Annotated in this window: 12 protein-coding genes; 2 read left to right on the top strand and 10 right to left on the bottom strand. The window is 63.1% G+C overall.

The features are described 5' to 3' along the window. Positions 1 to 11: 11 nt before the first annotated feature. Both AC5LXK_RS06755 and AC5LXK_RS06750 read right to left on the bottom strand, forming a co-directional pair. The gene (locus AC5LXK_RS06755) at positions 12 to 2,786 is read right to left on the bottom strand and encodes a type VI secretion system Vgr family protein (protein WP_493390875.1); all 2,775 of its coding nucleotides are present in this window, start codon (positions 2,784 to 2,786) and stop codon (positions 12 to 14) included. A 663-nt stretch (positions 2,787 to 3,449) separates the two neighbouring features. Further along, on the bottom strand, positions 3,450 to 4,025 hold the full coding sequence (locus AC5LXK_RS06750) for a hypothetical protein (RefSeq protein ID WP_493390874.1): 576 nt from the start codon (positions 4,023 to 4,025) through the stop codon (positions 3,450 to 3,452). Here AC5LXK_RS06750 and AC5LXK_RS06745 point away from each other — a divergent pair. Then, complete coding sequence (locus tag AC5LXK_RS06745; RefSeq protein ID WP_493390873.1) at positions 4,024 to 4,458, top strand: hypothetical protein; 435 nt, start codon at positions 4,024 to 4,026, stop codon at positions 4,456 to 4,458. The genes AC5LXK_RS06750 and AC5LXK_RS06745 overlap by 2 nt on opposite strands. A gap of 78 nt (positions 4,459 to 4,536) precedes the next feature. On the opposite strand, the gene ppx is transcribed toward AC5LXK_RS06745, so the two are convergent. Then, a complete protein-coding gene (gene ppx / locus AC5LXK_RS06740) occupies positions 4,537 to 6,051 on the bottom strand; it encodes an exopolyphosphatase (RefSeq protein WP_493390872.1) in 1,515 nt (504 codons plus the stop codon). 279 nt (positions 6,052 to 6,330) lie between these two features. On the opposite strand from ppx, the gene ppk1 reads away from it, so the two are divergent. After that, positions 6,331 to 8,394, top strand: coding sequence for a polyphosphate kinase 1 (ppk1, locus tag AC5LXK_RS06735; protein WP_493390871.1), 2,064 nt, complete (start codon positions 6,331 to 6,333; stop codon positions 8,392 to 8,394). Between the two features lie 96 nt (positions 8,395 to 8,490). Here the strand turns inward: ppk1 and phoR are convergent, their stop codons facing one another. From phoR to pstS, 7 genes are all read right to left on the bottom strand, one after another. Further along, positions 8,491 to 9,810: a phosphate regulon sensor histidine kinase PhoR gene (gene phoR / locus AC5LXK_RS06730; protein WP_493390870.1), complete on the bottom strand. Its 1,320-nt coding sequence runs from the start codon at positions 9,808 to 9,810 to the stop codon at positions 8,491 to 8,493. Between the two features lie 57 nt (positions 9,811 to 9,867). After that, positions 9,868 to 10,569: a phosphate regulon transcriptional regulator PhoB gene (gene phoB / locus AC5LXK_RS06725; RefSeq protein WP_006750313.1), complete on the bottom strand. Its 702-nt coding sequence runs from the start codon at positions 10,567 to 10,569 to the stop codon at positions 9,868 to 9,870. A gap of 32 nt (positions 10,570 to 10,601) precedes the next feature. Further along, positions 10,602 to 11,306, bottom strand: a complete 705-nt coding sequence (gene phoU / locus AC5LXK_RS06720) for a phosphate signaling complex protein PhoU (protein WP_493390869.1) — start codon at positions 11,304 to 11,306, stop codon at positions 10,602 to 10,604. A gap of 18 nt (positions 11,307 to 11,324) precedes the next feature. Continuing rightward, positions 11,325 to 12,173, bottom strand: a complete 849-nt coding sequence (gene pstB, locus AC5LXK_RS06715) for a phosphate ABC transporter ATP-binding protein PstB (protein WP_060011515.1) — start codon at positions 12,171 to 12,173, stop codon at positions 11,325 to 11,327. A gap of 15 nt (positions 12,174 to 12,188) precedes the next feature. Continuing rightward, complete coding sequence (gene pstA / locus AC5LXK_RS06710) at positions 12,189 to 13,082, bottom strand: phosphate ABC transporter permease PstA (protein ID WP_493390868.1); 894 nt, start codon at positions 13,080 to 13,082, stop codon at positions 12,189 to 12,191. Then, a complete protein-coding gene (gene pstC / locus AC5LXK_RS06705) occupies positions 13,079 to 14,062 on the bottom strand; it encodes a phosphate ABC transporter permease PstC (RefSeq protein ID WP_493390867.1) in 984 nt (327 codons plus the stop codon). The genes pstA and pstC overlap by 4 nt, the downstream gene beginning before the upstream one ends. Before the next feature lie 97 nt (positions 14,063 to 14,159). Continuing rightward, positions 14,160 to 15,194, bottom strand: coding sequence for a phosphate ABC transporter substrate-binding protein PstS (gene pstS, locus AC5LXK_RS06700; protein WP_493390866.1), 1,035 nt, complete (start codon positions 15,192 to 15,194; stop codon positions 14,160 to 14,162). Positions 15,195 to 15,313 lie beyond the last annotated feature (119 nt).

Here is a 15,313-nt window from a genome sequence, read left to right as displayed (position 1 = left end):
GGTTATCGGGTTCATGCCGTAGGGCCCTTCGGTGTTGGCCGCAATGCGCGCAGCGCAAGCCCCTCGACGTCCTCGCTCTTCTGCTCGGCCACGTGCCCCAGCTCGTTCGTCATCCCACTGAGGCGTGTGCCGTCCCCGCGAATCAGTTCGTACGGGTGGTTTTTCAGCACCTCGCCCGTGATGCGATCGCGCAGCACATACGGATCGTTGAACTTCGCCTGCGGCAGGCTGTTCATGTGTTGAGCAATCGAACTCGGCCCCTGACGGCTGAGCGATGCCGATTTGATCGTGCGGGGGCCTTGCGTGCCATCTTCAATGCCAGCGGCCACCCACTTTGTGTACGAGCCGCCGGCCTTGATGATGATTTCATCGGCATCCAGCACAATGCGCTTGGCCTTCACGGTCACGTCTTTACCCGCGTTGACGCTCACGTCATCCGTGTTGGCCGACAGCTTGATCGGACCTTTCGCGGTCACGAAGTACGCACCGAGTTTCTGCGCGAAGAAGCTCACCTTTTCCGCAGCCGCCACGACGAACGACTTGCCGGTCGCAACGTACGTGTTCTCGTTACTGACAACGTTGACCTCTTTCTCCGCGACGATATGCGTCGAGCTGTCCGCGACCAGTGCGATGTCCTTCGGCGTCGATACCAAGATGTTCGGCTGTGCAAATCCGTTGGCGTTGCCCGTACCACCGCCTGCCGTCACGCCACCCGACGTATCGCCCGATACCGGGTGCTGGATATCCTTCGACAGCGCCTTGAGTGCATCCTGTCCGATTTGCAGCGATTCCGCCTGAGCAGTCGTGCTTGCGCTGGAGAGCGACTCGACCAACATTCCTGCCTGTTGCAACTGCGATCGCGCCTCGTCCACGCCCATCTGCTCATCGTCGTAGGATTTCGAATGCGCACTGATGGACAGCCCCTTGCTGGCACGAATCGCACCGAACTCGTCGGCGTGCAAGATGAAGCCCGCACCCAAGTACTGACCTCGCGAGTTGCCGTCGTGCTTGATCAGGTAGCCCTGCGTCAGCGCCGCATAACTCTTGCCCGTATAGCTGACCAGCCGCGTCCCGCTTTGATTCGTTGAATCATCGTGAACGAACGAGTTGTAGGCGCCCGTCTTGCCGAACCCCTCCGACTTGAACCCGGACAGCAACGCGTTCGAATGCCATTGGGACGGAGTCGTCCCACCATTGATCCGACCCAACACGAACGGCTTATCACAGTCCCCGTTCCAGTAACCGACGATGACCCATTCCTGCGCCCTTGGCACGTGAACCGCTCCATAACCGTTACCGGTATCTGATTGAAGCGACGACAACAGAGGTGAAGAGTTGAAGGCGTCCTGTGGATTCTTGCGATCCCATGCGAAATGCACCCTGATCTGGTTCCTGTCGTTCGTCCACGCTTCCGCACCGTCCGGCGTCACGACAAGCGCATGTTCGATCGACATGACCGGTTTCGGATGTTCCAACGGGCTCCGGTATTCGACCGCCGTGGGTTGTGCCTCGACTTCGAGCACGAAAAATCCGGCCGAACCATCCGCTTCATGTCCAGGCGTATTGAACCGCTCACGGTGAATCGCCTGCTGCTCGGCCAGCGTCGCGCGAAGACTTTGCGGAAACTCGGCCGTCTGCGGGCCGATCGGGACGTTGTTCTCGATAAACCAACGGGCCTCGACCACCACAAACTCTCGCTTCTTCGAGTCGCCGTCCCCGTGGCGGGGATGACCGTTCAGCACGAACCGCAAACCGGCATCCAGCCACCGCACACCACCTACGCCGAAATATCGACTTGCACGCGCATCCCATATCTGCACTCGCCGTTGCGCTCGCGCTTCGCCATTGTCCGAACTGGAATAGCCATAAGCCGTCGATTCATAGACCGTCATCGGTGCGTCAGGAACGCTATGCTCGACTTTCTGACGGTGGTCCTCTGCGACATAGCTCGTCGCAACAAGCCCACTCTCAACCTGAAAATTGGACGCGGGCCGCTTGTAATCGAACGCACGCGACATGTATCGCGTGCTCTGCATCGTCTGCACCACGGCCCAATGGGCGAAACCGTCAGATTCGTTGCTGTCGTTCGCCCGAATGAATTCAACTGACTTTGCGTCTGGAAGTGTCGAGACGCGGTCAACGATGACAAGTGTCGTCTTGGGGGCGTCACCTTCGCTGACGTTTTCGTGGATCCAGTAGAAATACCAGCCCTCGGCTTCGGCCAAGCGGTTCACGAAGTGAAGATCGGATTCGCTTTGCCTGCACCACGAACGCTTGGCAGGATCGGACGACAGCGAGAAACGGTACTGTCCACGTAGCTGCGGATACCGATCAAGCACGTCGGAAATGATCTCGCGGGCGTCCTTCTCGAGCCAGCCTTCTTCGTTGTGGGTTTTCTCAAGAAAAACCAGTGCCGACGAAAATTCGATCTGGTATGTGGAAAGACCACCGTTTCCACCCAAATAGGCGACCCGATGCACGAAACCGTGGACCGGGCGATAGACGGGAACCGCAAAGGGAGCCGTGACTTGCTGAATCTGCAGGGTGACAGGCTGGTGCATCAGCGACAGCAGCGCAGTATCATCGCGCGTTGACACAACGTCGATCGCGTACGAGTAGTCACGCCCAATTCTCGCCGATCCGCGTGCACGTAGCGGCACCAACGCGTTCTTGCCAAGCGGCGTATTCAACATCAACAGCCGCCCCTGCTGCAAAACGCCCTTACCGATGGCCTCATGGAGGTCGCGAATCTTCAGGTCCCCGGGTGCGGACGGTCTGATATCCATTTTCGTTTTTTCTCTCAGGTTCGACCGCCAAGACAGTGGCATAAAGATAGTCAGCCATTGCGACGGCAAGTCACTCGCGCGAGTTTAATCTAAAGTCTGAGAAATAGGGTTTGGCTTGACAGAACTTGACGCCGGTGCCTGGCGGAGCACGACTGTCGCTTCGTGAACCTAGTACGCACCACATAGACGGCGTATTAAATCCAGGCGGTGAAGAGACAGTTGCTGTCGCCAGTCGCGCGAGAATCGCCGCTCTCGTTACTAGTACAGATCGTCTAGTTTTTCTCGTTCCAACGCCACCGCACGCCTAACAAATTCCCCAATCCAATCGATCATGATTTCGAGGTCATCGGCCAACTCGTCGACTCCGGGAAGGGAGCGTCAATCTCGTCGGACTGTGAGGGCTCACACCCGAGAATATTTCGTCACCATTTGATCAACGAACATACATTCTCTTGCGTGATTTTTGCGAGCGAGCGAATTTGCCGAGCCTGAAATCGCTGGGTAATTCGATTTGGGGTCATATGATCGCAGATTAAAACCATATCGCTCCGACCGAAGGGATCAAGGAGTTACGAATAAACACCGTAGCCCCTTTTCCGTTTGCGGGCCGCCGGGACATCGAGACAACGATTCCCACGCCACCCGGCGGCCACGACTCGGCGGTCAGCGCAACGCAAATGGCTTGTGCCCGGTCGCCTTCAACGCGCTGTTGATATCGGCGCGTGTCTCGACGATGCGACCATCCACCTTGCAATCCGATTGAACCGGCTTTGCGCCGGCAGCAAACCCCACGCCGCCGAGTTCGGTCGCCACCCATTGCGGATTGCGCCTTTCCAGCGCGAACGACATGATCTCGGCCTGGTTGTCCGTCATCTCCACGCTGCCGTCCTTGTCCGCCAGCGCCACGCACGCGAACGCGACATCACGGTCTTTCACCAGATCGACCACCACGTAGCGATAGTCCCTCAGGTCCGGCTCGCGGTCGTTCAGCCGATGGACGGCTGCCAGTATCTGCGCACGGTCGGCATCGTTCCGGTCGAGATCACGGGCATGTGCCACGGTGACCGAGGTCGCGGCGAAGAGCAGCGCGCATGCAGCAAGTCTGTTTGATTTCATCATCGGCAATGCCGTGTGGATGGAGGGGCCGGAAACGCGCGCCCGGCCCGCTTGCCCGCCAACCCGCGCGCGACACTTCCAGGAACACGCGATAATGCACGCGAACAACTCGTATCCGCGCATGAAAAACAACATCCTCACCACAGCCCTCTGCGCATCGCTGCTCGTGCTCGCCACCGCCGGCACCGCGTCGGCGAAAGCGCTCGACAACGCGCTCGACTGCCATTCGACCGGCCACAAGTTCGTCGCGCCGCTGCTTGCCGCCGGCGACATCCAGTCGGAGCCGATGCACGTCGAATCGAACTCGGTCAACGCATTCCGCACGAACCGCTCGCTCACTGCGTACGGCTTCGGCGTCTATGTCGTGCTCGGCTACCAGGCGAACGACCCGATCTTCCGTCCGGGCGACGGCACGCCGATCGGCGACTGGGCCTACGGCGTCGTCGTGCGCGGCACGAAGAGTTCGGTGGAGGAAGCCGTGCGCAAGGCCGGCAGCGACGCGACCGTCAAACAGGCGTTCCCGTTCCTGACCGCGATCGTCTGCTCGTCGGATTGAGCAGGCCACCGGGGCGGTGATGCGGCACACCGGGAGCACCGCAGTCACCAACGGGCACCACGCCCCGCCATCGGCCGGTTACGCGCCGGTGTACACCACGCGATACGGGATACCGACCTTCTCCCACTCCGCAGCCTCCTGGCTGAGGCTGTAGTCGGTCAACGGGTTCTGCTCGACCCAGGCGCTCGGCAGGCGCACTTCGTACCCGCCCTTCTTCATCTGCGAAACGGAAATGTCGGGCAGCCCCGCATCGGTCCGGCGCCGGCACAGCAGCGCCGCGAGCCGCAGGCAGAACAGCAGCGGCCACTCGACCTCGCGCGCCTGCGACAGCTTGCCGAGCTTGCCCGCATGGCCGAGCACGAGCGCGGCGAGCCGCGCCTGGTCGGTACGCGAAAAACCCGGCATGTCCGCGTTGCTCGCGATGTAGGCCGAATGCTTGTGATACGCGCTGTGCGAGATCGACAGGCCGATCTCGTGCAATGCGGCCGCCCAGCCGAGGAACATCCGCCCTTCCTCGCGCGCTTCTTCGTCGCCTTCCTCGAGCTCGTCGTAAAAACGCCCCGCGAGCGCGCCGATCCGCTCGGCCTGCGCACGATCGACACCGTAGCGGCGCGTGAAGCCCTCGACGGTTACCGCGCGCATGTCCTCGTGCTGCGTCCGGCCGAGCAGGTCGTACAGCACGCCGAGGCGCAGCGCGCCGTCGGTCGTATCGACATAGTCGACGCCGAGCTCCTCGAACACCGCGAGCATGATCGCGAGGCCGCCCGCGAGCACCGGCACGCGATCGGGCTTCAGCGCGACCAGCTTCAGCCGGTTGACGTTCTCCGACTTGATCAGCGCCCGCTTCAGGCGCTCGAGGCCGCCGCGCGAAATGCCGTGCGTGATGCCCGGATCGTTGAAGCCGTTCGCCTCGACGAGCTCCGCGAGCGCACGCGCGGTGCCGGATGACCCGATCGCCTGGTCCCACCCCGCTTTCTTGTACTCGCTCGAGATGATCTGGATCTCGCGCTTGGCCGCGAGTTCGGCCTGCCGCATCGTGTATTCGTCGACGTTGCCGGCCGGAAAGAACGTGCGGCTGTGGCTCACACAGCCGATATAGAGGCTCTCCATCACGATCGGCGTGTAGTGCGAGCCGATGATGAATTCGGTCGAGCCGCCGCCAATGTCGACGACGAGCCGCTTGCCCGCGCTCGCCGGCACCGAGTGCGCGGCGCCCGCATAGATGAGGCGCGCCTCTTCGCGGCCCGCGATCACTTCGATCGGGAACCCGAGCGCCGCTTCGGCCTCGCCGAGAAACTCGCCCGCGTTCTTCGCGACGCGCAGCGTGTTGGTCGCCACCGCGCGCACGTGATCGGGATGGAAATCGCGCAGGCGCTCGCCGAACCGCTTGAGCGCCTCCCAGCCACGCTCCTGCGACGCGCGGTCGAGCATCTTGTCGCTCGACAGGCCCGCGGCCAGCCGGACCGGCTCGCGCAGCGCGTCGACGGGATAGATCTGGCTGCCCGCCGGCGTTTCCTCGACGCGCCCGACGATCAGCCGGAAGCTGTTCGAGCCGAGATCCACGGCAGCCAGCAAGTGGGGAGTTGTAACCATCAGAAGGGGGCTCCGTGCGCGTTCACCCGCGGCAGCCGGACCGGCAGCCCAGGGCGATCAATCAAAGGCGACATTTTAAGCGTGGAACGCTTGGCGTTGCCATGCTTCACGGGCATGCACACTGCTTGATTCCATATAGCCGAAACATTTATGAGACGAAATGGTTACAGCGTAGAATTTCCCGATATAAATACATTATTGTCATCAGCAAGTCATCGTACCGTGAGAGTTTCCGAGCGTCCTTTCGAATCATCGCCCGAATCACCCCCTACTCTGCCGATGTCCGTCCGTTATCCGCTTCTCAATCGTGAACTCGGCATCCTCGGCTTCAACGAGCGCGTGTTGGCCCAGGCGGCCGATCCGCAAGTCCCGTTGCTCGAGCGCCTCCGCTTCATCTGCATCACCAGCAGCAACCTCGACGAATTCTTCGAAGTCCGGATGGCCGGCCTTCAGGAGCAGATCCGCGACAACCCCGGCGCGCTGACGCCCGACGGCATGTCGTTACAGCATGCTTACGATCTCGTCGTCGAACGCGCGCAGCGGCTCGTCCATCGACAGTACACGATGCTGCACGAAACCGTGCTGCCCGCGCTCGAACAGGAAGGCATCTACTTCCACGCGAGCGATACGTGGAACGACGAGCAGCTCGAATGGGCGCGCCACTACTTCCTCGACGAGCTGTTGCCCGTGCTGACGCCGATCGGCCTCGATCCGGCCCACCCGTTCCCGCGCGTGCTGAACAAGAGCCTGAACTTCGTCGTCGAGCTCGAAGGCCGCGACGCATTCGGCCGCCAGGCCGTGATGGGCATCGTGCAGGCGCCGCGCGCACTGCCGCGCGTCGTGCGCATGCCGCATGCGCTGTCGGGTTTCGAACACGGCTTCGTGCTGCTGAGCTCGTTCATGCAGCGCTTCGTCGGCGAACTCTTCCCGCAACTCGTCGTGAAGAGCTGCAACCAGTTCCGCATCACGCGCAACAGCGAGCTGTTCGTCGACGAAGACGAAATCACGAACCTGCGCGTCGCGCTGCAGGGCGAACTGCCCGCGCGCCACCTCGGCAATGCCGTTCGACTCGAAGTGTCGGCCGACACGCCGCCGCACATCGTGCGGCGCCTGCTCGAGGAAAGCGAGCTCGGCGACAAGGACTGCTATCGCGTGGCCGGCTCCGTGAACCTCGTGCGCCTGATGCAGATTCCCGATCTCGTCGACCGCCCCGACCTGAAGTTCGCGCCGTTCACCGCATCGATCCCGGCCGTGATCACGAACGCGCCGACGATGTTCGACGCGATCGACGACGGCGACATCCTGCTGCACCACCCGTACGAAAGCTTCCAGCCCGTGCTCGAGCTGCTGCAGCAAGCCGCGAAGGATCCGAGCGTCGTCGCGATCAAGCAGACGATCTACCGCACCGGCACCGATTCGCCGCTGATGGATGCGCTGATGGAAGCCGCGCGCAACGGCAAGGAAGTGACCGTCGTTGTCGAGCTGCTCGCGCGCTTCGACGAGGAAACCAACATCAACTGGGCGTCGCAGCTCGAAGCCGTCGGCGCGCATGTCGTGTACGGCGTGGTCGGCCACAAGTGCCACGCAAAGATGATGCTGATCGTGCGTCGCGTCGTGCAGGCCGGCAAGGCGTCGCTGCGCCGCTACGTGCACCTCGGCACCGGCAACTATCATCCGCGCACGGCGCGCCTCTACACCGACTTCGGGCTGATGACGGCCGACCAGAAGATCTGCGAGGACGTGCATCACGTATTCCAGCAGCTGACCGGGATCGGCGGCGAACTGACGCTGCACGAGCTGTGGCAATCGCCGTTCACGCTGCATCCGCGCATCATCGACGCGATCCGCGTGGAAATCGACAATGCGCAGGCCGGCAAGCGCGCACGCGTCGTCGCGAAGATGAACGCGCTGCTGGAGCCGTCGGTGATCGCCGCGCTGTACGAAGCGTCGCAGGCCGGCGTCAAGGTCGACCTGATCGTGCGCGGCGTCTGCGCGCTGAAGCCCGGCGTGCCCGGACTGTCGGAAAACATCACGGTCCGCTCGATCGTCGGCCGCCTCCTCGAACACCACCGGATCTACTACTTCCACGCGGACGGCGCCGAGGAGGTCTACCTGTCGAGCGCCGACTGGATGGACCGCAACCTGTTCCGCCGCGTCGAGGTCGCATTCCCGATCCGCGATCGCAAGCTCAAGCGGCGCGTGATCGCCGAAGGGCTGTCGGTGTGTCTCGGCGACAACCAGTCGGCGTGGCAGATGCTCAGCGACGGGCACTATCGCCGGCGTCGCACGGGCAAGACGATCCGCAACGCGCAACTCGGTTTGCTCGCGAAGTTCTGCACGTAAAACGGTCGCGCCGCGCCGGGCGCGCACCGCACGGCCAACAAAAAAACGCAGCCCGCGGGCTGCGCTTTTTCGTTGCTCGGGCAACCCGCTACGCGATCATGCCTCGTAGGCGGCCGGCCGGATCGCGATGATGCGCGAGCCCGGGAACCGCGCGGTGAACGTACTGCCGCGCCCTTCCTCGCTCTGCACGTACAGATGCGCATCGTGCCGCTGCAGCACGTGCTTGACGATCGCCAGGCCGAGGCCCGTGCCGCCCGTATCGCGCGAGCGGCTGCGATCGACACGGTAGAAGCGCTCGGTGAGCCGCGGCAGGTCGGCGGCCGGAATCCCGAAGCCGCTGTCCGTGACGGAAAACACGCCCTGCGCGCCCTCGCGCCGCCACGTGACGACGATCTTGCCGCCGTCCGGCGTATAGCGGATCGCGTTCGTGACGAGATTCGCGAACGCGCTGAACAACTCCGTCTGCGCACCCGTGACACCGAGCGTCTCGTCGATCGAGAACGCGATGTCGTGATGCCCGCTCGACAGCGTCTGCGCGTCCTCCTTCAGATGGTCGAACACGGCGCGCATGTCGATCGCGCGATCGAGCGGCGGCTTGCTCTCGCCCTCCAGCTTCGCAAGCACCAGCAGGTCGGTCACGATGTGTCGCATCCGCGATGCCTGCTGCTCCATCATCTCGAGATAGCGCGCGCGATCTTCCTCGTTCAGCGGCAGCTCGCGCATCGTCTCGAGAAAGCCCGACAGCACGGTGAGCGGCGTCTTCAGCTCGTGCGACACGTTCGCGACGAAGTCGCGCCGCATCGCGTCGGTGCGCTCGAGCTCGGTGATGTCCTGCGTGAGCAGCAACTTGCGGTTCTCGCCGTACGGAAACACCTGCACGGCCAACACGTTCTGCCGCGAGTCGCCCATGCCGCGCATCAGGAGCGTCTCGTCGTAATGCTGCGCATTCAGGTAGCGGACGAAATCGGGGTGGCGCACCAGGTTCGTGATGTGCTGGCGCAGGTCGCGCTTCGCATCGAGGCCGAAATGAACCTCGGCGATCGCATTGCACCACTCGATCTGGTCGTGATCGTCGAGCATCGCGACGCCGTTCGGCGACGCCTGGATCGCCTGGATGAAGCGCGAATGCTGCTGCTCGACCTGCCGCACCTGCGCATGCCACTGCTTCGCGAGCTTGTGCAGGCGATAGTAGATCTCGCCCCAGATGCCCGGCGCACTCGGCACTTCGCCGTACACCGGCGCGTCGAGCAGACGCCACAGACGCTGCGTATGGAAGGTGCTGAAAAAGCCCTGCGCGACCAGCATCACGACCACGAACACGAGGCCCGCGGTCGGGCCGGCGAAGACGCCGACCAATACGCCGATCAGCACGAGCAGCACGAGCGACACCAGAAAGCGCGCCCAGATGATGTTCATGATTCAGCGTCCGAAAGAATGAACGGCATGCCGTGGCACACGGCACGCCCGGATACGTTACGCGTGCTTGGCGAGCCGGTAGCCGCTGCCGCGCACGGTCTCGATCATCGCATCGCAACCGGCCGGTTTCAAGGCCGCGCGCAATCGTTTGATGTGCACGTCGACGGTGCGCTCCTCGACGAACACGTGGTCGCCCCACACCTGGTCGAGCAGTTGCGTACGGCTGTGCACGCGCTCCGGATGCGTCATGAAGAAATGCAGCAGGCGGAACTCGGTCGGGCCGAGATCGAGCTTGATCTCGCTGCCGTCGCCGTGCGCGGCGACGCGGTGCGTGGCCGGGTCGAGGCGCAGCCCGTTGATCGACACGACGTCCTCGGTCAGCTGCGGCGCACGGCGGCGCAGCACGGCCTTGATCCGCGCCATCAGTTCCTTCGGCGAGAACGGCTTCGTCACGTAGTCGTCCGCACCGATTTCGAGGCCGAGCACCTTGTCCTGCTCGTCGCCGCGGGCGGTCAGCATGATGATCGGGATGTGTTTGGTCCGTTCGTTGTTGCGCAGGTCGCGCGCGAACGCGATACCGGACTTGCCCGGCAGCATCCAGTCGAGCAGCACGAGATCGGGCAGCACATCGCTGATCAGGTTCTGCGCCTGTTCGGCGTTGTACGCACGGATCGGGCAGTGACCGGCGTGCTGGAGATTCACCGAGATCAGTTCGGAAATCGCGGGCTCATCTTCAACGACGAGAATGTTGCTGGGCATCGGCACCTCTTTTTTTCCTGTTCTGGGTCGTATTAACTGTTGGCTTCACGGTCGAGCGTGTCGCGCGGCTGGTGCCGCACGTCCGTGCCCTTCACGATGTAGATGATGAACTCGGCGATGTTCTTCGCGTGGTCGCCGATCCGCTCGATCGCCTTCGCGATGAACAGGTACTCGAGGCCGACCGAGATCGTGCGCGGATCTTCCTGCATGTACGACACGAGCTTGCGCACGAACGCGCGGAATTCCAGGTCGATCTCCTTGTCGTCCTTGACGATCTGCGCAGCCGCGACCGTGTCGAGGCGCGCAAACGCGTCGAGCGCGCGGCGCAGGATCGTCACGGCCATCTCGCCCGACACCTTGATCTCGGCGATGTTGACCGCGCGCGCGGCCGGCTCGTCGACCAGGCGGCGCACGCGCTTCGCGATCTTCTCGGCTTCGTCGCCGGCACGCTCGAGGTTCGTAATCGTTTTCGAAATCGACATCAAAAGGCGCAGGTCACGCGCGGCAGGCTGTCTCCGCGCGATGATGTTGCCGCACTCCTGGTCGATGTCGACTTCCATCGCGTTCAGCGTTTCCTCGGCCACGATCACCTTCTCGGCCGCATCGCGATCGAATTCGTTCAGCGCGTGCATCGCACCGACGATCTGCGACTCGACGAGCCCGCCCATTTCCAGCACTTTCGACGACACGGCATTGAGATCCGCGTCGAACTGGCTCGACAGATGTTTATCCGACATGACTGTTGTTCTCCGTCATCAGCCGAAGCGGCCGGTGATGTAGTCTTCCGTTTCCTTGCGCACCGGCTTGATGAAGATCTTTTCGGTTTCGCCGAACTCGATCAGCTCGCCCAGGTACATGTAGGCCGTGAAATCCGAGCAGCGTGCGGCTTGCTGCATGTTGTGCGTGACGATCACGACCGTGTAGTCGCTCTTCAGCTCCGCGATCAGCTCTTCGATGCGGCCCGTCGAGATCGGGTCGAGCGCCGAGCACGGTTCGTCGAGCAGCAGCACTTCCGGACGGATCGCGATGCCGCGCGCGATGCACAGACGCTGCTGCTGGCCACCCGACAGCCCGTAGCCGCTCTGGCCCAGCTTGTCCTTCACTTCGTTCCACAGCGCGGCCTTCGTGAGCGCCCACTCGACGCGGTCGTCCATTTCCGAGCGCGTGAGCTTTTCGAACATCTTCACGCCGAACGCGATGTTGTCGTAGATCGACATCGGGAACGGGGTCGGCTTCTGGAACACCATGCCGATGCGCGCGCGCAGCAGCGAGATGTCGCGCTTCGTCGTCAGCAGGTTCTCGCCGTCCATCAGGATTTCGCCTTCGGCGCGCTGCTCCGGATAGAGCGCGAACATCTTGTTGAACGTGCGCAGCAGCGTCGACTTGCCGCAGCCCGACGGGCCGATGAACGCCGTCACCTTCCCTTCCGGGATGCGCAGGTTGATGTTCTTCAGCGCGTGGAACTTGTTGTAGAAGAAATTGAGGTTGTTGACCTCGATCTTCGCGTTCAGCGGCGCGAGCGGGCGGCCGTGCGCCGCATCTTGCGTACCGGCGGGCGCAGCGGTGCGCTCGACGGGATTCAGGTGGCTTTCTGCCATATTCATCGGATTGCTCCGCCGTTACTTTTTCGAGAAGATCGAGCGCGCCAGGACGTTGAGTCCGAGCACCCCGAGCGTAATCAGGAACACGCCCGCCCATGCGAGCGACTGCCATTCCGCGAACGGGCTCATCGCGAACTTGTAGATCGTGACGGGCAGGTTCGCCATCGGCTGGCTCATGTCCCACGAGAAGAACTGGTTCGACAGCGCGGTGAACAGCAGCGGCGCCGTTTCGCCGGCGATCCGTGCAATCGCGAGCAGCACCCCCGTCACGATCCCGCCGACCGACGCGCGCAGCGTGATCTTCAGCACCATCCGCCACTTCGGCGTGCCGAGCGCGACGGCCGCTTCACGCAGCGCATTCGGCACGAGCTTCAGCATGTTCTCGGTCGTGCGGATCACGATCGGAATCTGCAGCAGGGCGAGCGCGATGACGCCGGCCCAGCCCGAGAAGCGCCCCGACTTCGCCACGACGATCGCGTACACGAACAGGCCGATGACGATCGACGGTGCCGACAGCAGGATGTCGTTGATGAAGCGGATCGTGCCTGCCAGCAGGTTCTTCTGGCCGTATTCGGCGAGATAGACACCCGCGAGGATGCCGATCGGCGTGCCGACCAGCGTGCCGAAGCCGCACAGCAGCAAGCTGCCGACGATCGCGTTCGCGAGACCGCCGCCTTCGGTGTTCGGTGCCGGCGTCGATTCGGTGAACAGCTGCAGCGACAGGCCGCCGATACCGAGATGGATCGTCGTGTAGAGAATCCACACGAGCCACAGCAGGCCGAATGCCATCGCACCGAGCGCCGCGGTGAGCGCGAGCGCGTTGACCGCCTTGCGCTTGCGCTGCAGGCGGGCGCGCATCGCGTCGAGCACGGCGCCGTCCGGCCCCGGGAAATTCATGATGGGCTCGCTCATTTCTTGCCCTCTCCCTTCTCGAGACGAAGCAGCAGCAGTTTGGAGATGGTCAGCACGATGAACGTGATCACGAACAGGATCAGGCCCAGTTCCATCAGCGCGGACGTATGCAGGCCCGGCTGCGCTTCCGCGAATTCGTTCGCGAGCGCCGATGTGATGCTGTTGCCCGGCGCGAACAGCGACACGCTGTCGAGCAGGTTCGTGTTGCCGATCACGAAGGTCACGGCCATCGTTTCGCCGAGCGCGCGGCCGAGGCCGAGCATCACGCCGCCGATCACGCCGGTCTTCGTATAGGGCAGCACGACCTTCCACATCACTTCCCAGGTCGTGCAGCCGATCCCGTACGCCGATTCCTTCAGCAGCACGGGCGTGACCTCGAACACGTCGCGCATCACCGACGCGATGTACGGGATGATCATGATCGCGAGGATCACGCCGGCCGCGAGGATGCCGATGCCGATCGGCGGGCCGGCCGTCAGCGGGCCGAGCACCCAGACGTCCTGGAACAGGCGGCCGAGCGGCTTCTGGAAGTATTCGGCGAAGATCGGCGCGAACACGAGCAGCCCCCACATGCCGTACACGATCGACGGAATCGCGGCGAGCAGCTCGATCGCGATGCCGAGCGGGCGGCGCAGCCACACGGGCGACAATTCGGTGAGAAACAGGGCGATGCCGAAACTGACGGGCACCGCGATGACAAGCGCAATGAGCGACGTCACGATCGTGCCGTAGATCGGCACGAGTGCGCCATAGACGTCCGAGTTGGGATCCCACTCGGATTGCCACAGGAAGCCGAGGCCGAACTTCTGGATGGTCGGCATCGACGCAACGATCAGGGAAACGATGATCCCGCCCAGCAGCAGCAGGGTCACGATCGCGGCGAGCCGTGCAAGGCCGCCGAACAGGACATCCCCAAGACGGCTCGGCGCGCGCTGCGCACCGTCGGGCGATCGGGAGGACGTGTAGGAAATATCAGACATGGGTGCCTGCTTTTGATTGCCGGGCGCCGTGACGCCCGGCTTTACCGCACACACTGCCCGACCGGTACGGCCGGGCAGCGAACCGCTGCAATGCTTGTTACTCGGCGGCGACCGGCTTGCCCGAAGCGTCCGTCACCTTCGCCTTCCACTGCTTGCGGATTTCCGTCTCGACCGCCGACGGCAGCGAGATGTAGTCGAGGCCGTCAGCCGCCTTGCCGCCGTTCTTGAACGCCCAGTCGAAGAACTTCAGCGTTTCGGCGCCCTGCTCCGGCTTGTCCTGCTTTGCGTGCAGCAGCACGAACGTCGCGCCGACGACCGGCCATGCTTCCTTGCCCGGCTGGTTCGTCAGGATCTGGTAGAACGACTTCGACCAGTTCGCGCCGGCAGCAGCGGCCTTGAACGTTTCCGTCTTCGGCTCAACCACCGTGCCCGTCGAGTTCTTTAGGGCCGTGTAGACCATGTTGTTCTTCTTCGCGTACGCCCATTCGACGTAGCCGATCGCGCCCGGCAGGCGCTGCACGAAGGCTGCGACGCCGTCGTTGCCCTTGCCGCCCGTACCCGTCGGCCAGTTGACCGTCGTGCCTTCGCCGATCTTCGACTTCCACTCGTCGTTGACCTTCGACAGGTAGTTCGTCCAGATGAAGCTCGTGCCCGAACCGTCAGCGCGGCGAACCACGGCGATGTCCGTGTCCGGCAGCTTGACCTTCGGGTTCAGCGCGGCGATCGCCGGGTCGTTCCACTTCTTGATCTTGCCGAGGTAGATGTCGCCGAGCACCGGGCCCGACAGCGTCAGTTCACCGGCCTTCACGCCCGGCACGTTGACGACCGGCACCACGCCGCCGACCACCGTCGGGAACTGGAACAGGCCTTCCTTCGCGAGTTCGTCATCCTTCAGCGGAGCGTCCGAACCGGCAAAATCGACCGTCTTCGCGACGATCTGCTTCAGGCCGCCCGACGAGCCGATGCCCTGGTAGTTGACCTTCGAACCGCCGGACTGCTGGTAGTCGGCAGCCCATTTCGTATAGATCGGCATCGCGAACGTGCTGCCTGCGCCCGTGATGTCGGCAGCGTGGGCGGCGACGGCGAAAAGCGCGCCAGCCAGGCCGGCAATCGCGGTTTGCATCAATTTCATGAGACCTCCAGTGTGTGAGCGGATGACTACGGCACCGCGAAGGTTAGGGGCTGCTCATGACGGTAATGTGACAATCGATGAAACTGGCGTGACAGTAACATGACTGGTTGAAAGGGAGT

This window comes from Burkholderia pulmonis (genome assembly GCF_984667975.1).
This window is presented reverse-complemented; position numbering and strand designations above follow the sequence as displayed.

Coding starts and splice junctions, on each gene's coding strand:
- AC5LXK_RS06755 (WP_493390875.1), bottom strand. CDS start 2,786: ATGGATATCAGACCGTCCGCACCCGGGGACCTGAAGATTCGCGACCTC.
- AC5LXK_RS06745 (WP_493390873.1), top strand. CDS start 4,024: ATGAAAAACAACATCCTCACCACAGCCCTCTGCGCATCGCTGCTCGTG.
- AC5LXK_RS06750 (WP_493390874.1), bottom strand. CDS start 4,025: ATGCGCGGATACGAGTTGTTCGCGTGCATTATCGCGTGTTCCTGGAAG.
- ppx (WP_493390872.1), bottom strand. CDS start 6,051: ATGGTTACAACTCCCCACTTGCTGGCTGCCGTGGATCTCGGCTCGAAC.
- ppk1 (WP_493390871.1), top strand. CDS start 6,331: ATGTCCGTCCGTTATCCGCTTCTCAATCGTGAACTCGGCATCCTCGGC.
- phoR (WP_493390870.1), bottom strand. CDS start 9,810: ATGAACATCATCTGGGCGCGCTTTCTGGTGTCGCTCGTGCTGCTCGTG.
- phoB (WP_006750313.1), bottom strand. CDS start 10,569: ATGCCCAGCAACATTCTCGTCGTTGAAGATGAGCCCGCGATTTCCGAA.
- phoU (WP_493390869.1), bottom strand. CDS start 11,306: ATGTCGGATAAACATCTGTCGAGCCAGTTCGACGCGGATCTCAATGCC.
- pstB (WP_060011515.1), bottom strand. CDS start 12,173: ATGAATATGGCAGAAAGCCACCTGAATCCCGTCGAGCGCACCGCTGCG.
- pstA (WP_493390868.1), bottom strand. CDS start 13,082: ATGAGCGAGCCCATCATGAATTTCCCGGGGCCGGACGGCGCCGTGCTC.
- pstC (WP_493390867.1), bottom strand. CDS start 14,062: ATGTCTGATATTTCCTACACGTCCTCCCGATCGCCCGACGGTGCGCAG.
- pstS (WP_493390866.1), bottom strand. CDS start 15,194: ATGAAATTGATGCAAACCGCGATTGCCGGCCTGGCTGGCGCGCTTTTC.